The 21334-nt window shown below is 73.8% G+C and carries 20 protein-coding genes; 10 read left to right on the forward strand and 10 right to left on the reverse strand.

Features of this window, described 5'->3' with window-relative positions; genetic code table 11:
* Positions 1–7: 7 nt before the first annotated feature.
* The 3 genes from IE287_RS26125 to IE287_RS26135 are packed head-to-tail and all read right to left on the reverse strand — an operon-like array spanning position 8 to position 3628.
* Positions 8–970, reverse strand: a complete 963-nt coding sequence (locus IE287_RS26125) for a carbohydrate ABC transporter permease (RefSeq protein WP_189851647.1) — start codon at positions 968–970, stop codon at positions 8–10.
* A complete protein-coding gene (locus tag IE287_RS26130) occupies positions 967–1926 on the reverse strand; it encodes an ABC transporter permease (protein ID WP_189851648.1) in 960 nt (319 codons plus the stop codon). Before IE287_RS26130 ends, IE287_RS26125 begins: the two co-directional genes overlap by 4 nt.
* A gap of 1 nt (position 1927) precedes the next feature.
* Positions 1928–3628, reverse strand: a complete 1701-nt coding sequence (locus IE287_RS26135; RefSeq protein WP_189851649.1) for an extracellular solute-binding protein — start codon at positions 3626–3628, stop codon at positions 1928–1930.
* A 383-nt stretch (positions 3629–4011) separates the two neighbouring features.
* On the opposite strand from IE287_RS26135, the gene IE287_RS26140 reads away from it, so the two are divergent.
* Together IE287_RS26140 and IE287_RS26145 are read left to right on the forward strand one after the other, a co-directional pair.
* On the forward strand, positions 4012–7125 hold the full coding sequence (locus tag IE287_RS26140; RefSeq protein ID WP_189851650.1) for a glycoside hydrolase family 3 C-terminal domain-containing protein: 3114 nt from the start codon (positions 4012–4014) through the stop codon (positions 7123–7125).
* Between the two features lie 192 nt (positions 7126–7317).
* Entirely contained in the window at positions 7318–7923 is a 606-nt protein-coding gene (locus IE287_RS26145; RefSeq protein ID WP_189851651.1) for a hypothetical protein, read from the forward strand.
* Here the strand turns inward: IE287_RS26145 and IE287_RS26150 are convergent.
* Complete coding sequence (locus IE287_RS26150) at positions 7914–8126, reverse strand: hypothetical protein (RefSeq protein WP_189851652.1); 213 nt, start codon at positions 8124–8126, stop codon at positions 7914–7916. The two genes, IE287_RS26145 and IE287_RS26150, sit on opposite strands and share 10 nt — an antisense overlap.
* Positions 8127–8797: 671 nt before the next feature.
* Positions 8798–9259 carry a pyridoxamine 5'-phosphate oxidase family protein gene (locus tag IE287_RS26155; protein ID WP_189851653.1) on the reverse strand — a complete coding sequence of 154 codons (462 nt, stop codon included), beginning with the start codon at positions 9257–9259 and terminating at the stop codon, positions 8798–8800.
* 97 nt (positions 9260–9356) lie between these two features.
* Here IE287_RS26155 and IE287_RS26160 point away from each other — a divergent pair, with 97 nt between their 5' ends.
* On the forward strand, positions 9357–9992 hold the full coding sequence (locus IE287_RS26160) for a hypothetical protein (protein WP_189851654.1): 636 nt from the start codon (positions 9357–9359) through the stop codon (positions 9990–9992).
* A 52-nt stretch (positions 9993–10044) separates the two neighbouring features.
* Here the strand turns inward: IE287_RS26160 and IE287_RS26165 are convergent, their stop codons facing one another.
* Genes IE287_RS26165 through IE287_RS26175 form a run of 3 tightly spaced genes read right to left on the reverse strand, consistent with a single transcriptional unit; the run spans position 10045 to position 11383 of the window.
* Complete coding sequence (locus tag IE287_RS26165) at positions 10045–10305, reverse strand: EF-hand domain-containing protein (RefSeq protein WP_189851655.1); 261 nt, start codon at positions 10303–10305, stop codon at positions 10045–10047.
* A 47-nt stretch (positions 10306–10352) separates the two neighbouring features.
* Positions 10353–10547, reverse strand: coding sequence for a DUF397 domain-containing protein (locus tag IE287_RS26170; protein ID WP_189851656.1), 195 nt, complete (start codon positions 10545–10547; stop codon positions 10353–10355).
* Positions 10544–11383 carry a helix-turn-helix domain-containing protein gene (locus IE287_RS26175; RefSeq protein ID WP_189851657.1) on the reverse strand — a complete coding sequence of 280 codons (840 nt, stop codon included), beginning with the start codon at positions 11381–11383 and terminating at the stop codon, positions 10544–10546. Before IE287_RS26175 ends, IE287_RS26170 begins: the two co-directional genes overlap by 4 nt.
* A 94-nt stretch (positions 11384–11477) precedes the next feature.
* Between IE287_RS26175 and IE287_RS38750 the strand changes: the two genes are divergently transcribed.
* Positions 11478–11945 carry a hypothetical protein gene (locus IE287_RS38750; RefSeq protein ID WP_229883750.1) on the forward strand — a complete coding sequence of 156 codons (468 nt, stop codon included), beginning with the start codon at positions 11478–11480 and terminating at the stop codon, positions 11943–11945.
* A gap of 64 nt (positions 11946–12009) precedes the next feature.
* Here IE287_RS38750 and IE287_RS26185 read toward each other — a convergent pair whose 3' ends face one another.
* A complete protein-coding gene (locus tag IE287_RS26185) occupies positions 12010–12342 on the reverse strand; it encodes a hypothetical protein (protein WP_189851658.1) in 333 nt (110 codons plus the stop codon).
* Positions 12343–12742: 400 nt separating this feature from the next.
* Between IE287_RS26185 and IE287_RS26190 the strand changes: the two genes are divergently transcribed.
* A complete protein-coding gene (locus IE287_RS26190; protein ID WP_229883751.1) occupies positions 12743–13225 on the forward strand; it encodes a hypothetical protein in 483 nt (160 codons plus the stop codon).
* 91 nt (positions 13226–13316) lie between these two features.
* Here the strand turns inward: IE287_RS26190 and yicI are convergent, their stop codons facing one another.
* Positions 13317–15578: an alpha-xylosidase gene (gene yicI, locus IE287_RS26195; RefSeq protein ID WP_189851659.1), complete on the reverse strand. Its 2262-nt coding sequence runs from the start codon at positions 15576–15578 to the stop codon at positions 13317–13319.
* A gap of 388 nt (positions 15579–15966) precedes the next feature.
* On the opposite strand from yicI, the gene IE287_RS26200 reads away from it, so the two are divergent.
* From IE287_RS26200 to IE287_RS26220, 5 genes are all read left to right on the forward strand, one after another.
* Positions 15967–16644: a GntR family transcriptional regulator gene (locus IE287_RS26200; RefSeq protein WP_189851660.1), complete on the forward strand. Its 678-nt coding sequence runs from the start codon at positions 15967–15969 to the stop codon at positions 16642–16644.
* Positions 16645–16646: 2 nt separating this feature from the next.
* Positions 16647–17549 carry a dihydrodipicolinate synthase family protein gene (locus IE287_RS26205; RefSeq protein WP_189851661.1) on the forward strand — a complete coding sequence of 301 codons (903 nt, stop codon included), beginning with the start codon at positions 16647–16649 and terminating at the stop codon, positions 17547–17549.
* Positions 17546–19348 carry an L-arabinonate dehydratase gene (araD, locus tag IE287_RS26210; RefSeq protein WP_189851662.1) on the forward strand — a complete coding sequence of 601 codons (1803 nt, stop codon included), beginning with the start codon at positions 17546–17548 and terminating at the stop codon, positions 19346–19348. The genes IE287_RS26205 and araD overlap by 4 nt, the downstream gene beginning before the upstream one ends.
* A 128-nt stretch (positions 19349–19476) precedes the next feature.
* A complete protein-coding gene (locus tag IE287_RS26215) occupies positions 19477–20415 on the forward strand; it encodes a carbohydrate ABC transporter permease (RefSeq protein WP_189851663.1) in 939 nt (312 codons plus the stop codon).
* A complete protein-coding gene (locus tag IE287_RS26220) occupies positions 20412–21332 on the forward strand; it encodes a carbohydrate ABC transporter permease (protein WP_189851664.1) in 921 nt (306 codons plus the stop codon). Before IE287_RS26215 ends, IE287_RS26220 begins: the two co-directional genes overlap by 4 nt.
* Positions 21333–21334: the final 2 nt, after the last annotated feature.

The raw sequence follows: 21334 nt of genomic DNA on the forward strand, positions 1-21334 counted from the left end.
TGCGGGCTCATCCCTTGACGGCGCCGGTGAGCATCCCCTTCTTGAAGTGCTTCTGGACGAAGGGCGAGAGGACGGCGACGGGCAGCAGGGCGAGGACCATGACGGCCATCTGGACGGCGAGTCCGGAGAGGTTCCCGGCCTTGACGGCCTGGCCGAGCCCGACGGGGATCTCCTGCTTCTGGGCGAGCTGGATGAGCACGTTCTGGAGCGGCATCATGGTCTGGTCGTTGAGGTAGATGGAGGCGTTGAACCAGGCGCTCCAGTAGCCGACCGCGTAGAAGAGGGTGATGACGGCGATCACCGCGCGGGAGAGCGGGATCACGATGGTCCACAGGATGCGCAGGTCGCCGGCGCCGTCGATGCGGGCGCTGTCGGTGAGTTCGGGCGAGATGCCCATGAAGAAGGCGCGCAGCACGAGGATGTTGAAGACGCTGACGGCGCTGGGGAGGATCAGCGCCAGGTAGGTGTCGGTGAGGCCGAGGGTCTGCACCAGCAGGTAGGTGGGGATGAGGCCGGCGCCGAAGAACATGGTGCCCATCAGCGTGAAGAGGATGAGGCGGTGGCCGACGGAGCCGGGCCGGGAGAGCCCGTAGGCGCAGAGCACCGACACGGTCGTCGAGAAGAGGGTGCCGACGAGGGTGACGCCGAGGCTGACGAGGACGGCCCGGGTGACCTGTCCGCCGCTGAGCAGCTCCCGGTAGGCGATGAGGGTGAGGTCGCGGGGGACGACGACGAGCCCGCCCGTCTCGGTGATCGTCTTCTTGGAGGAGAGGCTGGTGACGACGACGATCCAGAGCGGGAAGAGGACGGCGAGGCAGGCGAGGACGAGGAGCCCGGCCTTGGCCGTGAGCCCGGCGCGGGTCGGCGGCTCCTCCCAGACCGGGCGGGCGGGCGCCGCCCACCGGGAGGGGCGGGCGGGGCGGCTCCCGCGGGCGGCGGGGAGGGGCCTTTCGAGGAGTCGCTGGGTCATTTCCGGTACACCCCCTGCTCGCCCATGAGGTGGGCGGCCTTGTTGGCGGAGACGACGAGGACGAGCCCGACGAGTCCCTTGACGAGTCCTGCGGCGGCGGCGTAGCTGAAGTCCTGGCTGCGCAGGCCGGTCCACCAGACGAAGGTGTCGAGGACCTCGGCGGCGCCGGGTCCGACGGCGTCGCGCTGGAGCAGCAGCTGTTCGAAGCCGACGGTGAGGGCGTCGCCGACGCGGAGGACGAGCAGCAGGGCGATGACGGGCCGCAGGGCGGGCAGGGTCACGTGCCACATGCGGCGCCACCGGTCGGCGCCGTCCATGGCCGCGGCCTCGTACAGCGAGCGGTCGACGGCGGCGAGCGCGGCGAGGAAGACGATGACGCCCCAGCCGGCGTCCTTCCAGATCCCCTCGGCGGTGACGAGGAACTTGAAGGTGCCGGGGTCGGTCATCAGGTCGAAGCCCTCGTGGCCGCGCTCGCGCAGGGTCTGGGCGATGATGCCGGCGCCGCCGAAGACCTGCTGGAAGACGGTGATGACGATGACCCAGGAGAAGAAGTGGGGCAGGTAGAGCACGGCCTGCACGAAGGCGCGGACGCGGGGCCGCAGCAGGCTGTGCACGAGCAGGGCGAGGGCGATGGGGACGGGGAAGAAGAAGACCAGCTGGAGGAGGAAGAAGACCAGGGTGTTCTCGACGGCGTCCCAGAAGGAGGGGTCGGAGAGGACCCGGTCGAACTGGGCGAGGCCGACCCAGGGGGACTCCGCGATGGCGGTGACGCCATTGGTGGAGACGTAGGGGTCGTACTCCTGGAAGGCGACGACGTTCCCGAGGACGGGGACGTAGTGGAAGACGAGGACCAGGACGAGGGCGGGCACCGTCATCAGCAGGAGGGCGCGGTCGCGCCGGAGCCGCCGGCCGAGGGGGATCCTCGGCCGGCGGTCGGTGGTGTCGTGCGTCTTCACGTCAGCCCGCCGCGGAGCCGGTGGTGTCGAGGAGCTTCCTGTACCAGTCGCGGAGCTGGTCGCCGCCCTTGCTCTTCCACTCCGAGACGGCCTGCTGCACGTCGGAGACCTTCCTGCGGCCGCGGACGACGTCCTTCTCCAGCTGTTCGAAGTCGTTCATGAGGCCGGTCCACCGGCTCGGTTCGGTGACGGTGAGTCCGTAGAAGGAGGACTTCCGGGTGGCGGCCCCCATGCGCTGCTGCCACTCGACCATCGCCCGGGTGACCTCGGGGGTGTCGGGGTGGGCGATGTAGGGGGCGGGGCTGGCGATGAACATCCAGCTGCTGCTGACCTCCAGGTTGCCCGCGTCGGTCTTGACCGGCAGGCCGTCCTCGACGGTGTGGTGGACGCCCTCGGTGCCGTAGTCGGTGAGCATGCGCTCCTTGGTGCCGTAGGGGGCGGCGGTGAAGTCGGCGATGGCGAGGACGTCCTCGATCAGGGCCTTCGGCGCGCCCTTGCGGACGAACGCCCAGATGTTCGCGGGGTTGGTGGCCCAGAGCCGGGGGGTGCCGCCGTCGTGGCCGGGGACGTCCATGGCGGCCATGGCGAACGCCGGGTTCTGGGCGGCCTGTTCGGAGGTCTTGGCGTACCAGTGGGAGAGGTCGTTGTTGTAGACGAGGCACTGGCCGGCGGTGAAGCGGTTGCCGGTGTCGCCCTGGTTCTGGGCCTTCTCGTCGGGGTGGACGACGCCGGCGTCGAAGAGCTTGCGGGTCCACTCCAGGGCTTCGAGGTACTCGGGGGTCTCGATGCGGTTGACCAGCCTGCCGTCGACGAGGTTCCAGCCGAGCGCCTTGTCGCCGCCGTTGAGGACGCCGAACATGTTCCAGGCGGTCCAGGTCATGTCGCCGCAGGCCCACACCTTGGCCCTGGCGCTGGTGATCTCCTTGGCGAGGGCGAGGAACTCGTCGGCGCTCCGGGGGAGCTGCCAGCCCTTCGCGTCGAAGAGGTCCTTGCGGTAGAAGGGCGCGATGTTGGTGACGTAGGAGGCGGGCATGGGCAGGCCGCGGAGTCTGCCGCCGAAGATCGAGCGCTGCCAGGCGTCGGTGGGGATGGCGGCGAGGTTGGGGTAGGCCTTCACCTTGTCGCCGGAGAGGTACGGGCCGAGGTCCTCGAACTTGGCTTCGATGGCGCTCGGGATCTTGCCGCCGAGGTTCCAGCCGGGGACGACGACGACGTCGGGGACGTCGCTGGAGGCGAGGACGGCGCCGAGCTTCTGGTCGTAGACGTTGCCGTCCTGGTTCTGCCAGGTGGCCTGGACGCCGATGGCCTCGTTCATGGCGCGGTAGTACGGGTTGCCGGGCGCCGGCGGGGTGCCCCAGAAGGGGGCCATGACGGTGAGCGCGGTGCCCTTGCCCTTCCTCTCCGCGACGGACGCCTTGAGCTCGGCGCTCGGGATGGCGCGGGTGAAGCCGGCGGCGGAGCCGTCGGCGGCGGGGATGTCGGCGGGGACGACGTCGCTGGCCACGAAGGCGGGGAGGATCCTCGCGGCGTCCTTGCCGCTGGTGGTGCCGTCCTTCTTCCCCGTGTCGCCGTCGCCGCCGCAGGCGGTGAGCAGCGGGGCCCCGCCGGCGACCGCGACGGCGGCGACGGCACCGGTGGCGAGGAAGCCCCTCCGGCTCGGTGCGGTTCTCGGGGAGCCCGGGGAGGCGGCGTTCGGCGTCATTGCGTCAACCCTTCATGGCACGCGCCAGGACACGCGGCGTCCGAGGGAGCGCCGGCCGGCAGCGGTGACGGAGATGGAGCAAGTGCGGGGGTGCGGGCGGGGCGGGGCCCCGGGAGCGCGGCGACGGGCGCGGCAGGCCGGCACCGGTGAGTCGAAGCGCTTCGATGTTGCTGCGAGGTTAAGTGACGCCCCCAGGTGCGGCAAGAGTCGTTCAGGAGTTTCTCGAAGTGGGCTCCAGGACGACCGAATGCCTTCAATTCCTTTACCCGGACGGGGAGGCGAAACGGTCGGGCACCTTGACACCCCTCTCGGCGGGCTTGAGCATCGAAGCGCTTCGAAACTTCCCGCCGCCGTCGGGCGGCCGCCATCCAAGGGACTCGTACGTGACCGCAGACCGGCCGCCCTTCCGTGACCCGGCCCTCCCCGTCGGCGAGCGCGTCGCCGACCTCCTCGGCCGCCTCGCCCCCGGCGAACGCCTCGCGCTGCTCCACCAGTTCGCGCCCGCCGTCGAGCGCCTCGGGCTCGCCGCCTTCCGCACCGGCCAGGAGGCGCTGCACGGCGTCGCCTGGATGGGCCCGGCGACCGTCTTCCCGCAGGCCGTCGGCCTCGGCGCGAGCTGGCACCCGGAGCTGGTGCGCCGGGTCGGCGAGGCCGTCTCCCGCGAGGCGCGGGCGATGCGCGCCGGGGACGACCGCGTCGGCCTCAACGTGTGGGCGCCCACCGTGAACCTGCTGCGCAATCCCCTGTGGGGCCGCGGCGAGGAGGGCTACGCGGAGGACCCGGAGCTCACCTCCGCCCTCGCCACCGCCTTCACCCGGGGCCTGCGCGGCGACCACCCCGCGTACTGGCGCACGGCGCCCGTCCTCAAGCACTGGCTCGCCCACAACAACGAGACCGCCCGCGACACCTCCTCGGCCTCCGTCCGCCCCCGCGTGCTCCACGAGTACGACCTGCGGGCCTTCCGCGGCGCCGTCGAGGCGGGCGCGGTGGCGGGCGTGATGCCCGCCTACAACCTGGTCAACGGCCGCCCCAACCACCTCTCCCCGTACCTGGAGTCGGAGCTGCGCGCCTGGACCGACCGGGAACTGCTGGTCTGCTCCGACGCGGGCGCCCCGAGCAACCTCGCCGACTCCCAGGCCTACTTCGAGAGCCACGAGGAGGCGGTCGCGGCGGCGCTGCGGGCCGGCGTCGACTCCTTCACCGACCACGGCACCGACGCCTCCGTGATCGTCGGCCGTCTCGCCCGCGCCCTGGAGCACGGGCTGATCGGCCAGGAGGACGTGGACCGGGCGGCCCGCCGCCAGCTGACCGTGCGCTTCCTGCTCGGCGAGTTCGACCCGGAGACCGACCCGTACGCCCACGAGACCGCCCACGACACCCCGGCCCACCGCGAACTGGCCCGCGAGGCGGCGGAGGCGGCGCTCGTCCTGCTGCGCAACGAACCGGCGGGCGGGGAGGCGCCGTTGCTCCCGCTGGAGGGGGACGGCCGGATCGCGGTGGTCGGCCTGCTCGCCGACGCCGCGAAGCTGGACTGGTACAGCGGCTCCCCGCTGCACCGCTCGTCCCCGCTGGACGGCTTCCGGGAGCGCTTCGGCGCGGACCGGGTGGACTTCGCCGAGGGCGTGGACCGGATCCGGCTGCGGACCGCCGACGGGCTCGCCCTGCGCGCGCCCGAACCGGCGGGCGGGGAGACCCCGCGCGGCGGGGAGGCCGCCCTCGACCCGGCGCTGGTCGCGGGCCGCACCGACCTGCCGCCGCTCACCGCCGACGCCGAGGGCTCGGTCCTCGACCTGGTCGACTGGGGCGACGGGGTGATCACCCTGCGCGCGCCCGGCGGGCGGTACCTGTCCGTGGCCGAGGACGGCCTGGTGCGCGCCTCGGCGGACGAACCGGGCGGCTGGGTCGTGCAGGAGACCTTCCGCTTCGAGCCCCGCGACGCCGGGGCCGGGGCCGGGCACGACGCCGGCGGGCACGGCGCCGGGCGCGGGGGCCCTCCGCACGAGGGCTCGTGCGGAGGCGGGCCCGAGGGCGACCGCGGCACGCTCGAAGGCGCGCGCGAGGGCGCGCGCGAGGGCGCGCGCGAGGGCGGGCGCGAGGGCGGGCGCGAGGGCGGGCGCGAGGGCGGGCGCGAGGGCGGGCGCGAGGGCGACCACGACGCGCGGGAAGGCGGACAGGGGGGCGGGCACGGCGGCTTCCTCCTTCGGCACCTCGGGACGGGGGGCTACGTCTCTGTCGCCGCCGAGGGCGTGAAGGTTGCCGCCGGACGCGAATCCGCCGGGATCTTCGCCGTGGAGACCGTCGAGCGCGGCGAGGACGCCGTGGCCCGGGCCGCCGCCGGGGCCGGGACGGTGATCGTCGTCGCCGGGAACGACCCGCACGTCAACGGGCGCGAGACCGAGGACCGGACGACGCTGGACCTTCCGCCGCACCAGGACCGCCTGTGGCGGGCGGCGCACGCCGCCAACCCGCGCACGGTCCTCGTCCTGACCTCCTCCTACCCCTACGCGGTGCCGGACGCGGCGGCGACGCTGCCGGCGCTGCTGTGGACCGCGCACGGCGGCCAGGCCGCCGGCACCGCCCTCGCCCGGGCCGTCGCCGGCGACGTCTCCCCCGCCGGGCGGCTGCCGCAGACCTGGTACGCCTCCGACGTCGACGTGCCGGACCTGTTCGACTACGACGTCATCGGCGGCCGGCAGACGTACCTCTACTCCGACCGGACCCCGCTCTTCCCCTTCGGCCACGGCCTGACGTACACGAGTTTCGGGTACGAGGGGCTGACGGCGACCGCGGACGAGGAGCGGGCGGAGGTGCGGATCTCCTGCGACGTCACCAACACGGGCGCGGTCGCCTCCGACGAGGTCGTCCAGGTCTACGCGCGGGCGGTGGCCCCCTCGGTGCCGCGCCCGCACCGCGCGCTCGTCGCCCACGCGCGGGTCCGCCTGGAGCCGGGGGCGACGGCGGCCCTCTCCTTCGCGGTGCCGCTGTCGGCGCTCGCGTACTGGGACGTGGCGCGCGGGCGGTGGACGGTGGAGACGGGGGCGTACGAGTTCCTGGCGGGCCCGTCCTCGGCGGACGCCCGCCGGACCGTCCGGATCGAGCTCGCGGGCGAGACGCCGGCCCCCCGTCCGGTCCTGGAGGCGGGGCTGGAGGCCGCCGACTACGACGAGCAGACCGCCACCGTGATCGTCGACCGCTCCCGGGCGGCGGGCGACGCGGTGGCCCCGGCGGATCCGGAGGCGCCCGGCACGCTCCTCTACCGCGCCTGCGACTTCGGCGACGGCGTCACGGAGCTGGCCGTGACGGCGGCCGGCGCCGGCGAGGTGACGTTCTTCGCCGGTGCGGGCCGGAGGGAGGCCGCCCGGGTGGCGGTGGGCCCGACCGCGGGCCCGTACGACCTCACCACCGTCCACGTCCCCTGCCGGCTCGGGGAGGTGACGGACCTCCGCCTCGAACTGCGGGGCCCGGTGCGCCTCGCGCACGTCGGCTTCTCCGGCTGAGGGACCGGGGCGGCGCGACGACGGCGTCCCGCCGGGCTCCGGCCCCGCGGGACGCCACCAGGGGTCGGGCACCGGAACGCCCGGCGCCCGAACCGCCCGGTGCCGGTCCTCCGGTGCCGGGCGCCTGGTCACGGGCGCCTGCTCACGGGCCGGTTAGGCTCGCCGGGTCCATGACACAGGGGAGGGACCCACATGATCCACACGACTTCGGTACGGGCCGTCGCACTGGCCGCCGCGGCCCTGGCGGCCCTGGCCGTCTCCTGCGGCACGAGCCCCGAGCCCGACGCCCGGGCGGAGGGCCCGGCGGCGACCGCGACGACGACGGCGCCGGAGGCGACGGAACCGACCGGGACGGCGTCCGCCGCACCGGAGGCCACCACGGACGCGCCCACCGACGCGTCCACGCCCGGGGGTTCGCCCACGCCCGGGGGGTCGGCCACGCCCGGCGCGGCCGACGGGACGCCGTACCCGGACGCGCAGTACTCCCCCTTCGCCGGCGAGCTGGTACGGGACGCCTTCGCCACCCTCCAGGCCACCCTGAACGACTCCTGCGCCTCGGACTGCTCCTACTTCCTCCGCCGCGTCAACAAGGAGCTCCAGGAGCTCGACTGGGCGATGAAGAACGACCCCAAGGGTCCCGGCCACTTCCCCGAGCCGCTCCAGAAGATGGCCGAGCTGAACAGGACGCTCGCGGGCGACAGCTCCTTCGAGAACCTGAAGAAGCACCAGAAGAAGCTGATCGGCACCCGGGACTTCATCAACACCTGGATGCAGGACCACCCGGACGACTACCGCTGACGCCCTCCGCCCGCGGCGGCGAGCGCCGGCGCGGCGGCGACGAGCCCCGCGCCGGGCAGGAACGGGCCGGTCGGACGGCCCGGCGCCGTGGCGGCGAGCAGCGGCCCCGCCACGGCGCCCGCGTTGAGCGCGACCGCCGCGTGCGCCCCCGCGAGGGCGGGCGCGCCGGTCGCCGCGCACAGGATCCGGGCGGTCGGCGTCACGCCGAGGGCGAAGGCGAGGGCCCCCGGACCGCCGGGATCCCCAGGAGCGCGGCCGGGCGCTCCGCGAGGGCCGCGAGGGCGACCCGGCCCGCGAGCAGGAGCGGCCCCCGACGGCCACGACCCGCCCGGAGTACCGGTCCGCCGGCCGCCCGGCCGCCGTGACCCCGGCGAAGGAGCCCGCGCCGAACAGCACCAGGGCGACGGGGACCCAGGGCGCGGTGAGCCCGGTGACGACCGGGGCGAGGAGGGCGAGGGCCCCGAAGACGGCGGCGTTCACCAGCGGCGCCAGGACCACGGCCCGCACGAGCCGGGGCGAGCGGAGCGCCCCGAACCCGGCCCGCGGGGAGCCCCCTTCGGCCCGGTCGCCCGGGACGCCCCACAGGATCCCGAGCGCGGCGGGCACGCACGGCGCCGCGACCGCCCGGAACGCCGCCCGCCACCCGGCGGGGGAGCCGGGCAGCGCCCCGCCGGGCACCCCCACGACGGTCGCGGCGGTCGGTGGCGGTCACCGGCTCAGGGGTGCGGAGGCTCAGGGGCTGACGGCGTGACCGGAAGCCCCCGCCTCGGGAAGCCTCGGGGCTCGACGTGGAGGGCACCCCACGACCCGGCCCGCGCCCCCGCTCTTCCCGCCCGGGCGGCCGACCGGCACCCCGCGAGCCGGACCGCCGCCGTCACTCCCCGGCCCACTCCCCGGCCGTCATCAGCTGCCGCCCCGGCAGCTCGGGCTCCTCGCGCCAGGCCTGGACCCCGGCCGGACGGACCCGGAACCAGCGGTGGGCCGGGCCCGAGCGGACGGCGTTCCAGCCGGTCCTGACCCGGAAGCCCTCGGCCACCGCCTCCGGGACCTCGTCGTGGGTGTACACCGCGACCTCGCCGTCGAGGAGGACGACGTCCCGGGTGTCGCCGAGGGCGAGGCGGGTGCGGGGGTTGGCCGCGAGGTTGCGGCCGGTGGGGTTGGAGAGCCGGGTGACGAGCCAGACGTCGGCGCCGTCCCAGAAGAACGAGAGCGGCACGAGGTACGGCACCCCGTCCGCTCCCGCGGAGGCGACCCAGAGGTCCACCTCGCGCTCCAGCCGCTCCCGTACGTCCCTGATCCGCCGCGCCCGGTCACGCGGCGCCGTGTCGTCGCCCATCCCCCGACCCTAGGCGCCGGCTCCCGTGCGCCCACCCGCCGGGTCTCCGGGGGACCGGTCTGACAGGATGCCGGGACGGAAGAAGGCGGGGACGGACATGGACGAGTGGGATTTCCCCGAGTGGCAGGCGGCGCTGGCCGCCCTCGGCCCCCGGGCGGCGGCCCTGATGGGCCTGGCGGCGGCCGAACGCGTCTCCGGATGCCTCGCCGACGAGCGGTTCCGGCGCCACGGCGGTACGCGGCCCGAGGAGGTCGCCGCGCTGCTCGGGGCCTGCTGGACCGCGCTCGGTCCGGAGGGCGCGTCCGCCCTCCCCCTGCTCCGGGAGCGCGCCGACGAGCTGGCCGACTGGTCCGGCACGTATCTGACGCTGTCGCTGACGGACCCCTTCCCCGAGGCCGACGAGCCGGACGACTTCCTGGAGGAGGCCGAGCCGGAGGGCGCGGTGATGCTCCATCTCGACGCGCTGACGGCCGTCACCGAGGCCGTGTCCGCCTGCGCCGGCGGCCCGTGGGACGGCGCCCTCCGCTGTCTCCAGACCGCGGCGACGGCCGCGGCCCCGTACGCATCCGGACTCCCGGGCCCGGGCGTCGAAGTGCGCCGCCAGCGCGAGGACCTCGCCCTGCTCCGCACCTCGTCGCCCGACGCCGCCGCCACCGAACTGCGCACCCGCGCGCGGGCCGACGCCGCGGGATGGCAGCGGGCGGCGGAGCGGCTCGACCTCCTGCACGACTGAGGGGCGGCCCGCCGTCCCGGGCCCGTCGTGCGGGACCCGGATGGCGCGGGGATCAGCGTCCGAGCAGGGGGACGTCGATCTCGCCCAGGTGGTAGGCGCGGACGGCCTGGACCGGCTCCTCGACGGAGAGCCGGCCGTCGCCGTCCACGTCCACCAGCTCGACGATGGCCTGGATGGTCGGCTGGACGACCCGGCCGAAGCCCGCGCCGCCGTTCTCCAGGACGTGCTCCTCGGAGATGTGGTCGAACTGCTCGGGGGGCAGGGCGCCGGTCTGCTCGTCGATGCCTGCCTTGTCGGCGAAGAAGCCCCACATGCCCAGGTAGGCGTCGGTCAGCGCACGCGCGGCCGGGGTGCCGGGGGCTACCGGTCCTTGAGGGCGTCCACGAAGGCGGTGAAGGCGGCGGCGGAGACGGAGACCGTCGGAGCGGCCGGCGTCTTGGAGTCGCGGATGGGGACGACGCGGAGGGAAGGCACGAAGTTGTGAGCGACCTCGACGCACTGGCCGCCATCGGCACTGTAGGAAGACTTGAACCAGAGGGGGGACCCCGTCGTCACAAGATGCCCTTTCGTACTTCCTTGACCATGGCCACGGTGTCCGCCTGCGAGAGCGCCTCCACCGCAAGTTGATGGTAGCCCGTGAGCATGGACGTCACAGTTCCGTTCTTCCGCTCCAAGTGCCCCTGGGACTGGGACTCCGCATAGAACAGCACCGACCGGTCGGGCAGGGTCGCCAGGGTCACCGGCCGGTTGAAGGATCGGCGCTCCCCTATGGCGAACGGAGCCACTTGGAGAATCACGTGTGGGCGTGCCGCCAACTCCACGAGCCGATCGAGCTGCGCAGCCATGACCTCAGGACCACCCACCGATTGACGGATGCAGCTCTCATCCATCACGACGAACAAGATCGGCGGCTGCTCCCGCTCCAGGATCTGCTGCCGCTGGACGAGAACCCTTACCCGCTCGGCGGCGGACTTCACCGAGGTGGCTCCACGCGCGACCGAACCGGCCGCCACAGCCTGCGCGTACTCGGGCGTCTGAAGGAGTCCGGGAATGATCCCGATCTCGAACAGGCGGATCTCCACGGCCTTGCGCTCCTGGTGGACGTACTCCGGGAAGCCCTCCATGAGCACCCCATGCCTCAGCTGCTGACACTCGCGATCGAACGACTGGTCCGTTCCCACCAGCCCGAACGCCGCGTCGAGCGCTCCCGAGAATTTGAGAGTTGAGGATCGGTTACCGGTTTCCACGGCGGAGATGTGCTTGCTGGAGTACCTGGTCCGCTCGGCCAGATCCTCCTGCGTCCAGCCGCGCTCCTCACGCAACCTGCGCACACGCGCCCCGTACGCAGCCAGCGGCCCGCTGTCCGGCTCCAGCGACTTCCGATTGACCACAACTCTCCCTCGGTCACTCGTACGTTGAAGACGACTCGACTGTAGGTCACCCTGGGTGCTCCTGGTAGTGGAACCGCTACAGAGAGGAACCCCCGTGTGCGACGACAGCGGGTCCGTCCCCGACCTCGGGACCTACATGGCCGCCGACATCCCCGGCGCGAGCCCCCGGCTCGGCAGGGTGACCGCCTGGGACGGCGAGCTGGTCCATCTGGAACGGCCCGGCGGAGGTGCCGCCTGGACGGCCGTGCCCTCCGCGCTGCGCCGGCCGACCGGGGACGAGTCCGCGCTGATCCGGGTGCTCACGACACCCGTCGCGGCGGCGGGCCGCGCGCACCGGGCGCGTCCGGAACCGCCCGTGGTGCTCCCGGCGGAGCCGCTGCCGCCGGCCGTACCGACGCCCGGGTGTCCGACGTGCGAGTTCGCGGCGGCCTGGGAGCGGAACGCGCTGCGCAGGCACGACCATTCGAGGGCGGCGGACTTCCGGGTCGAGATGCGCAACCACCCGCACACCCGGCCGAAGCTGCCGCTCCCGGAGGACGCGCCGGCCGGCCGGCGGCCGTGAGGGCGGCCGCGGGCGGGGAAGGCAGTGGCCGTCGCGGCCACCGGCGCCACCCCGCCGGAACCGCTCATGCGGGCCGCGAGAGGCGCAGGTCCCCGGCCTCGACGGCCGGGCGGACCGTGTCGCCCAGGTGCGCGCGGCAGGCGGCCGCGTACGCGCCCTCCCGCTCGGAGACGGCCCTGGCGAACACCTCGACCAGGCCCCCGAGCCGCGCACGGCTCCGGCCGCCGGGGGTCCCATGGAGGACGCGGGCGACGTGCGCGCAGGCGTCCGCGACGCGCATCACCGCGTCCCGGCCCGCGACGTCCCGGCCCCGGAAGCCGGGCGGGAACACCGCGGCCCCGCACGCGGCGGCCCTGCGCGCGAGCGCGCCCCGCTCCTCCTCGTACACGTCGCGCATGGCGACGATCGTGTCGGCGGTCGCGCAGGCGGCCCGCCGGCGCCCGGTCCGGGCCGTCGCGGGTACGACACCGCGCCGCCCCCTCCCCCTTCTTCCACTCTCCACCGGGTGCGCCTCGAAGACAAGACTGCAATTTTTTCTCTCCATACCGGGACAATCGGGTCCGTGGCGGCCGTGCGTGCCGCCCGTTCACGGGGAGGACTCTTGTGGCCGAGGCCTGGGATCCGCACGGCAGCCTGCGCCGGATGCCGTGGAGCGGCGGGGCGCAGTGGGCGGGGAAGACGACGTCTCCGAACTCCTTTTCCTTGAGTACGGACTGACGGGGTATCACTACGATTTCCACGACGCACGGGGCCATCGGGACCGCCGGATCGCGCGGCGGGTGGCACGGGGCGAACCGGTGGCGGATCCGGGGCCCGAGCGGATGTGGACCGAGCGGGGCCCGGAGGAGAAGGCGGCCGAGACCCTGGCGGGGTTCCCGGAGCGGTTCGCCTGGGTCCTGGACGACCTGCGGGCCCTGTCGACCGGGCGGGCGGCCGTCGCCGAGGGGTGGGGGCTGCGGCCCGAACTGGTCGCCCCGCTGGTGGACTCGGTCCGGCGGATGGTGGTCCTCGTGCCCACCGAGGAGTTCCGGCGGCACCAGCTCCGGACCCTCCCCCGCGCGGGCGCCCTGGACGTGGCCGTCCGTGACCCGGCCCGCGCCCAGGCGCACCGGATCGCGCGCGACCGCCTGGTCGCCGAGGACGCCGTGCGCGGCGCCCGGCGGCTGGGCGTCCCCGTGATGGAGGTCGACGGGTCGCGGGGCGCGGCGGGCGCGGCGGCGCTGGTCGCCGAGCAGTTCGCCCCCTGGCCCGGGGCACCGGAGCGGGCCGGCCGGGGGTAGACCCCGTCCGGTCCGCCCGAGGGCCGCGGACGCCGGTCCGGTCGACCGGACCGGCCCGCGGACCCGGAACCCTCCGGGTCCGCGGGCGGGTTCACCCCCGCTCGTCCGCCTCCGCTCCGCCCGGGCCCAGCGTCCTCGCCGAGAAGGGCAGCTCCGTCCCCGTGGCCGTGGCCGTGGCCGTGGGGCCCGCCTCCCCGTGGGTGACGCCGTACACGGCCGCCGGGGCTCCCCGGTGGTCCGGCACCGTGACGGTGGTGGTCGCGCCGGGGGGCGCGCCGGGGGCGACGAGGAGGGTGAGGCCGTCCGGCCAGGTGCCGTCGGGACGGTCGGAGGGCGCGGCCAGTGGGAGGACGGCGCCGGGGCGGACGTACAGGGGGAGGCTGTCGAGGGCGTGGGTCTCGCGGCGCCAGCCGGGTCCGGTGACGGACTCGCCGGTGAGGAGGTGGGTCCAGGTGCCCTCGGGGACGTACACCTCGACCTCGCCGGACGGGTCCATGACGGGGGCGACGAGGAGGTCGGGGCCGAGCATGTACTGGCGGTCGAGGGTGCGGCAGGCGGGATCGGCGGGGAATTCGAGGAGCATGGGGCGCATGACGGGGACGCCGGTCGTGTGGGCCTCGACGGCGGCCGCGTACAGGTAGGGCATGAGGCGGTGCTTGAGGCGGGTGAAGCGGCGGGCCACCGCGACCGCCTCGTCGCCGAACTCCCAGGGCACCCGGTAGGAGTCGCTGCCGTGCAGGCGGCTGTGGGAGGAGAGCAGGCCGAAGGCGAGCCAGCGGGTGAAGACCTCGGGCGCGGGGGTGCCTTCGAAGCCGCCGATGTCGTGGCTCCAGAAGCCGAAGCCGCTGAGGGAGAGGGAGAGTCCGCCGCGCAGGGACTCGGCCATGGCCTCGAAGGAGGCCCAGCAGTCGCCGCCCCAGTGGACGGGGTACTGCTGGCCGCCGGCGGTGGCGGAGCGGGCGAAGAGGACGGCCTCGCCGGGGCCGCGCTCCTCCTCCAGGAGCTCGAAGACGGTGCGGTTGTAGAGGTGGGTGTAGTAGTTGTGCATCCGCTCGGGGTCGGAGCCGTCGTGCCAGACGACGTCGGTGGGGATCCGCTCGCCGAAGTCGGTCTTGAAGCAGTCGACGCCCTGGGCGAGCAGCGGGCGCAGCTTCTCCTGGAACCAGGCGCGGGCGTCCGCGCCGGTGAAGTCGACGAGGGCCATGCCGGGCTGCCAGAGGTCCCACTGCCAGACGTCGCCGTTCGGGCGCCTCACCAGGTGGCCGGCGGCGGCGGCCTCGTCGAAGAGCGCGGACTTCTGGGCGATGTAGGGGTTGATCCAGAGGCCGACGCGCAGGCCGCGGGCCTTGAGGCGGGCGAGCATGCCCTCGGGATCGGGGAAGGTCTCCGGGTCCCAGCGGAAGTCGGACCACTGGTACTCGCGCATCCAGAAGCAGTCGAAGTGGAAGACGGAGAGCGGGATGCCGCGGTCGGCCATGCCGTCGACGAAGGAGGTGACGGTGGCCTCGTCGTACGGGGTGGTGAAGGAGGTGGTGAGCCAGAGGCCGAAGGACCACGGCGGGGGGAGGGCGGGGCGGCCGGTGAGGGCGGTGTAGCGGCGCAGCACGTCCTTGGGGGTGGGGCCCGCGACGACGTGGTACTCCAGGGTCTGGTCCTCGACGCTGAACTGGACCTGCCCGACGGCCTCGGAGCCGACCTCGAAGGAGACGCGGCCGGGGTGGTTCACGAAGACGCCGTAGCCGCGCGAGGAGAGGTAGAAGGGGATGTTCTTGTAGGCCTGTTCGCTGCTGGTGCCGCCGTCGGCCTGCCAGACGTCGACGCTCTGGCCGTTCTTCACGAAGGGGGTGAAGCGCTCGCCGAGGCCGTAGACCTGCTCGCCGACGCCGAGGGCGAGCTGGACGGCCATGTGGTGGGCGCCGTCGGGGGTGGTGACGAAGGCGGTGCCCTTGCGGCCCGAGGAGGTCAGCGGGCGGCCGTCGGCGTCGAGGAAGTCCAGGGTCCAGGGGCGGTCGCGGTCGAGGCGCAGACGGAGCGCCCCGGCGTCGAGCTCGGCGGTCGCGCCGTCGTCGCGGACGGTGCCGGCCCCGGGGTCGGGGTCGGCGAGGACGAAGTCGGGACCCCGGCGGACCCGGCCGGCGTGGTGGGTGATCCGGACGGCGATCACGCCCTCGGCGGGCGCGTGGCACTCGACGGTGAGCAGCGCCGAGTTGAGGGTGTCGCCGCGGGTGCGGACCCGCTTGACGGAGGCGTGCGCGGTGAGGCGGCCGGGGGTCGCGCGGAGGTCGCGGACTTCGGTGGCGTACGAGGCCTGCACGCCCTCGCGCATCAGCCAGAAGCCGTCGGTGAACTTCATGCGGGTCCTTGGGGTGGGGTGGGAGGGGCTGCGCCCCCAATAGTTATCTCAGAAAACAAAACCGGGGAACAGTCCCGCCGGACTCTCGCCCGCACGCCCGCCGCCCCCGCCCCCGCACTTCCGCCCGCGCCCCCGCCGGACCCCCTCCGCACGCCCGCCGGATCCCCGTCCGCACGCCCGCCGGATCCCCCTCCGGGCCCGCGCCGGATCCCCCTGCGCGCACCCGTCGGACCCCTTCGCGAGGGCACGATAGAAAACGCTTTCCCCCAAGCGTGCGCGAAGCATTGACGAAACACCGGCGTCCCTTTAGCTTCATGCCCGTTGCACTTCGTACGTCATATATGAGACGCGATACACCAGACGCCATACGCGAGATCTGAGAGTGCTCATGACCTTCGCCCCCAGCCCCATCCCCTCCCGGACCCAGTACGTCCTGGAGGCGATCAAGCACGACATCCTCACCGGGGGGCTCAGACCCGGGCAGGCGCTCGTGGAGACCGAACTCGCCTCGCGCTTCGGGGTGTCCAAGACCCCGGTGCGCGAGGCGCTCAAGACCCTCGCGGGCAGCGGACTCGTGGTCATGAGCCAGTACAAGGGCGTCACCGTGCGGATGGTGGACGCGGACATGGCCAGGGCCGTGTACGACGTCCGGCTCCTCCTGGAGCCGGAGGCCGTCCGCCGGGCGGTCGCCTCGGGCGCCCCGCTCGACGCCGCCCACGAGGCGCTGGCCCGCGCGGCGGGCGCCGAGGACCCGGCCGAACGCTCCCTGGCCAACCGGGCGTTCCACCGCGCGCTCTACCTCCCCTGCGGCAACCCGCTGCTCGGGCGGATGCTCGACGAGGTGCGCGACCAGGCCGCGCTCGTCTCCACCGTCGCCTGGGCCGCCGTCCCCTCCTGGGAACGCGAGGCGGCCGAGCACGGGGAGATCCTGCGGCTCGCCGCCGCGGGCGACGCCGACGGGGCGCGCCGGGCGGTGCACGCCCACATCGCCTCGTTCGTGGAGCGCGCCTTCCCCGTGAACCCCCTGGAGCCCTCCGCGGGCTCCTCCCTTCTGGACAGCGAGTGACAATGACTCATCAGACCCTTCGGGCCGCCCTCGCCGACGTCGTGGCCATCCCGGTCACGCCGTTCGCCGAGGACGGCCGGGTGGACTCCGACGCCCACCGGGCCCTGCTGCGCCGGCTGCTCGACGGCGGGGTGCGCACCCTCACCCCCAACGGCAACACCGGCGAGTTCTACGCCCTCACCCCCGACGAGCGCCGCGCGATCACCGAGGCGACGGTCGACGAGGCGGCCGGCCGCGCGACGGTCCTGGTCGGCGTCGGGCACGACGTGCCGACCGCGGTCGAGGCGGCCCGGCACGCCCGGGACACCGGGGCGCACATGGTGATGGTCCACCAGCCGGTGCACCCGTACGTCTCCGAGAGCGGCTGGGTCGACTACCACCGGGCCATCGCCGAGGCGGTGCCGGAGCTGGGCGTCGTCCCCTACATCCGCAACCCGCTGCTGAGCGGGGCGCGCCTGGCCGAGCTGGGAGCCGCCTGCCCGAACGTCGTCGGCGTCAAGTACGCGGTGCCGGACGCGGCCCGGTTCGCCGGCTTCGCCCGGGACGCGGGCCTGGACCGTTTCGTGTGGGTGGCCGGGCTCGCCGAGCCGTACGCCCCCTCCTACTTCTCGGCCGGCGCCACCGGCTTCACCTCGGGCCTGGTCAACGTCTCCCCCGCGCTCTCCCTGGAGATGCTGGAGGCGCTGCGGACGGGCGACTACGGGACCGCGATGAAGGTCTGGGAGCGGATCCGCCGCTTCGAGGAGCTGCGCGCGGCCAACGGCAGCGCGGACAACGTGACGGTGGTGAAGGAGGCACTGGCCTCGCTCGGACTGTGCCGGCGCGCCATCCGGCCGCCGAGCCGGGAGCTCCCGGAGGACGAGCGGGCCGAGGTCGCGGCGATCGCGGGCGGGTGGCCGATATGACGGACGGACGGGAGCGGCGCCCCGGGGAGCGGGAGGCCGGCGGCCGCGAGGCGCGCCCCGGGGAGCCGCACGGCACCCGGGAGCGGCAGCCGCACGAGCTGCGCAGCCACCAGTGGTACGGCACCGACGGGCTGCGGTCGTTCAGCCACCGGGCCCGGACCCGGCAGCTCGGCTACCTGCCGGAGGAGCACCTCGGCAAGCCGGTCATCGCGGTCCTCAACACCTGGTCGGACATCAACCCCTGCCACGTGCACCTGCGCGACCGGGCACAGGCCGTGAAGCGCGGGGTGTGGCAGGCCGGCGGCTTCCCCCTCGAATTCCCGGTCTCCACCCTGTCGGAGACCTTCCAGAAGCCGACGCCGATGCTCTACCGCAACCTCCTCGCCATGGAGACGGAGGAGCTGCTGCGCTCGTACCCGGTGGACGGGGCCGTGCTGATGGGCGGCTGCGACAAGACGACGCCGGCGCTGCTGATGGGCGCCGCCTCGGTCGACCTGCCGACGGTCTTCGTGCCGGCCGGGCCGATGCTGCCGGGACACTGGCGCGGGGAGACCCTCGGCTCCGGCACCGACATGTGGAAGTACTGGGACGAGCGGCGGGCCGGCACCATCGGCGACTGCGAGATGGCCGAGCTGGAGAGCGGGCTGGCCCGCTCCCCCGGCCACTGCATGACGATGGGGACGGCGTCGACGCTGACGGCGGCGGCGGAGACCCTGGGCGTGACCGTGCCGGGCGCCTCCTCCGTGCCGGCGGTGGACTCGGGGCACGACCGGATGGCCGCCGCCTCGGGGATGCGGATCGTGGAGCTGGTCCGGCGCGACCTCAGGCTCTCCGCGCTGCTGACCCGGGAGGCGTACGAGGACGCGGTCGCCGCCGTCCTCGCGCTGGGCGGCTCGACCAACGCGGTGATCCACCTGATCGCGATGGCCGGCCGGTCGGGCGTGAGGCTGACGCTCGACGACTTCGACCGGATCGCGCGGACCGTGCCGGTCCTCGCGAACCTGCGGCCGGGCGGGAAGTACCTCATGGAGGACTTCCACTTCGCCGGCGGGATGCCGGGCTTCCTCTCCCGGATCGCGGACGTGCTCCACCTGGACCGGCCCACGGTCTCCCACGCCAGCCTGCGCGAACAGCTCGACGGGGCGCTCGTGCACGACGCCGAGGTGATCCGGGAGCGGGAGAGGCCGCTGGCCGCCGAGGGCGGACTCGCGGTGCTGCGGGGCAACCTGTGCCCCGACGGGGCGGTCGTCAAGCACGTCGCCATGGAGCAGCGCTTCATGAAGCACACCGGTCCCGCGGTCGTCTTCGACGACTACCGGACGATGCAGCGGACCATCGACGACCCGGCGCTCGGCATCACCGCCGACCACGTGCTGGTGCTGCGGGGCGCGGGGCCCAAGGGCGGTCCCGGCATGCCGGAGTACGGGATGCTGCCGATCCCCGCGTACCTGCTGGAACAGGGGGTGCGCGACATGGTGCGCATCTCGGACGCCCGGATGAGCGGGACGAGCTACGGGGCCTGCGTGCTGCACGTGGCGCCGGAATCGCACGTCGGCGGGCCCCTGGCCCTGGTCCGCACGGGCGACACGATCACCCTCGACGTCGCGGCCCGCTCCCTCCACCTGCACGTCGCGGACGAGGAGCTGGAACGCCGCCGGGCGGCGTGGACCCCGCCGCCGGCCCGGTACGAACGCGGCTACGGCGCGCTCTACATGGAGCAGATCTCCCAGGCCGACACCGGCTGCGACTTCGAGTTCCTGGCCCGGCCGGGCACGACCCCCGAACCCTACGCGGGCTGACTCCCCGCCGCGCTCGTCACCGCCCCTCCTGTTCGAGATACCGAACGCCGTTCGCGAAGCGCTTCGCCTCCCACCGGAAGCGCCCGCCGAACCCCTCGCACCGCCCGCCCGAGAACGGAGCCGCCGTCATGGCCACAGCTGTGACCGAACCGCCCCGAGACACCACGCCACGAGGGCGCCGCCGCACGGGAGCGACGCCCCGCCGGCTGCCGTACCTGCTCATCGCCCCCGCCGGCCTGCTGATGCTGGGCTTCATCGCCTACCCCGTGCTGAGCGTCTTCTACTACAGCCTCCAGCACTACAACCCGACCAAGCCCTGGCGGAACGGCTTCGCCGGGCTCGACAACTTCACCGAGATCTTCACGGCCGACCCGCACTTCTGGGGCACGCTCACCTTCAGCCTCAAGTGGGTCGTGGTGGAGGTGACGCTCCAGCTCCTCTTCGGGCTCGTGCTCGCCCTCATCGTCAACCAGACCTTCGCCGGCCGGGCGCTCGGCCGGGCCCTGGTCTTCTCGCCCTGGGCCGTCTCGGGCGTGCTCACCTCGGCGATCTGGGTGCTGCTCTACAACTCCCAGACCGGCATCACCCGTTACCTGGCGGACCTCGGCATCGGCGAGTACGGCACCTCGCTGCTCTCCGACACCGGCACCGTCTTCTGGGCGGCGATCGTCGCGGACCTCTGGCGCGGCGTGCCCTTCTTCGCCATCCTCATCCTCGCCGACCTCCAGTCCATCCCGCGCGACCTGTACGAGGCGGCGGAGGTCGACGGCGCCGGCCGGCTGCGCCAGTTCTTCCACATCACGCTCCCGCACATCCGGGACGCGATCGTCCTCTCCACGCTGCTGCGCGCGGTGTGGGAGTTCAACAACGTCGACCTGCTCTACACGCTGACCGGCGGCGGACCCGCGGGCGTCACCACGACCCTCCCGCTGTACATCGCCGAGACCAGCGTCGACGCCCACGACTTCGGCTACGCCTCCGCCCTCACCACGGTGGCGTTCGTGATCCTTCTCTTCTGCTCGATCGTCTATCTGCGCCTGAGCAAGTTCGGAGGCGACAGCAAGTGACCGCCGCTGCCACCCGCACCCGCACCGCGTCCGACGACGCGCCCGTCTCCCCGGCCGTACCGCCGGAGGGCGCGCCTCCCGCCCCCGCCCGCAAGCGGCACCGGGCCTGGGACGAGGTCCCCCGCTGGCAGATCTACCTGCCGCTCGGCATCTACCTCGTCTTCACCCTCGTCCCCTTCTACTGGATCCTCCTCTTCGCCGTCCGCCCGGCCGGATCGACCTCGCTGCTGCCCTGGCCGATGACGAGCGCGCACTTCGAGAAGGTGTGGACCGAGCGCAGCTTCGGGATCTTCTTCCAGAACAGCCTGCTCATCGGCGTCGCGGTGCTCATCAGCACCACCTTGGTGGCGCTGGCCGGCGGATACGCCCTCGCCCGCTTCGACTTCCGGTTCAAGAAGGGCTTCATGCTGGCCCTGCTCTGCTCGCAGTTCGTGCCGGGCGCCCTGCTCCTCGTGCCGCTCTTCCAGATCTTCGCCGAGCTGCGGATGATCAACTCGATCGGCAGCGTCATCATCGCCGAGACCGTCTTCCAGCTGCCGCTGTCGATGATCCTCATCAGCGGCTTCATCAGGAACGTGCCGCCCTCGCTGGAGGAGGCCGCCTGGGTCGACGGCTGCAACCGCTTCCGCGCCTTCCTGATCGTCGTGCTGCCGCTGCTGCGGCCCGGCCTCGTCGCCGTCGGCTCCTTCGCCTTCGTGCACGCCTGGAACCACTTCCTCTTCGCCCTGATGTTCCTCAGCAGCCAGAGCAAGCAGACCATCCCGGTCGGCCTCAACACCCTCATGGGCGCCGACAGCGTCGACCTCGGCGCCCTCGCCGCGGGCGGTGTCATCGCCGCCGTCCCCGTGGTGGTCGTCTTCGCCTTCATCCAGAAGTGGCTCGTCACCGGCTTCAGCGCCGGGGCGGTGAAGGGATGAGC

Origin of the sequence: Streptomyces omiyaensis (assembly GCF_014650895.1) — a bacterium.
GTDB classification, from domain to species: domain Bacteria; phylum Actinomycetota; class Actinomycetes; order Streptomycetales; family Streptomycetaceae; genus Streptomyces; species Streptomyces omiyaensis.

Excerpts from the sequence above, each read along its gene's own strand:
- araD (WP_189851662.1), top strand. The coding sequence starts at position 17,546 with ATGACGGACGGACGGGAGCGGCGCCCCGGGGAGCGGGAGGCCGGCGGC.
- IE287_RS26185 (WP_189851658.1), bottom strand. The coding sequence starts at position 12,342 with ATGCGCGACGTGTACGAGGAGGAGCGGGGCGCGCTCGCGCGCAGGGCC.
- IE287_RS26145 (WP_189851651.1), top strand. The coding sequence starts at position 7,318 with ATGATCCACACGACTTCGGTACGGGCCGTCGCACTGGCCGCCGCGGCC.
- IE287_RS26165 (WP_189851655.1), bottom strand. The coding sequence starts at position 10,305 with ATGTGGGGCTTCTTCGCCGACAAGGCAGGCATCGACGAGCAGACCGGC.
- IE287_RS26205 (WP_189851661.1), top strand. The coding sequence starts at position 16,647 with ATGACTCATCAGACCCTTCGGGCCGCCCTCGCCGACGTCGTGGCCATC.
- IE287_RS26155 (WP_189851653.1), bottom strand. The coding sequence starts at position 9,259 with ATGGGCGACGACACGGCGCCGCGTGACCGGGCGCGGCGGATCAGGGAC.
- IE287_RS26125 (WP_189851647.1), bottom strand. The coding sequence starts at position 970 with ATGACCCAGCGACTCCTCGAAAGGCCCCTCCCCGCCGCCCGCGGGAGC.
- IE287_RS26160 (WP_189851654.1), top strand. The coding sequence starts at position 9,357 with ATGGACGAGTGGGATTTCCCCGAGTGGCAGGCGGCGCTGGCCGCCCTC.
- yicI (WP_189851659.1), bottom strand. The coding sequence starts at position 15,578 with ATGAAGTTCACCGACGGCTTCTGGCTGATGCGCGAGGGCGTGCAGGCC.
- IE287_RS26135 (WP_189851649.1), bottom strand. The coding sequence starts at position 3,628 with ATGACGCCGAACGCCGCCTCCCCGGGCTCCCCGAGAACCGCACCGAGC.
- IE287_RS26215 (WP_189851663.1), top strand. The coding sequence starts at position 19,477 with ATGGCCACAGCTGTGACCGAACCGCCCCGAGACACCACGCCACGAGGG.
- IE287_RS26200 (WP_189851660.1), top strand. The coding sequence starts at position 15,967 with ATGACCTTCGCCCCCAGCCCCATCCCCTCCCGGACCCAGTACGTCCTG.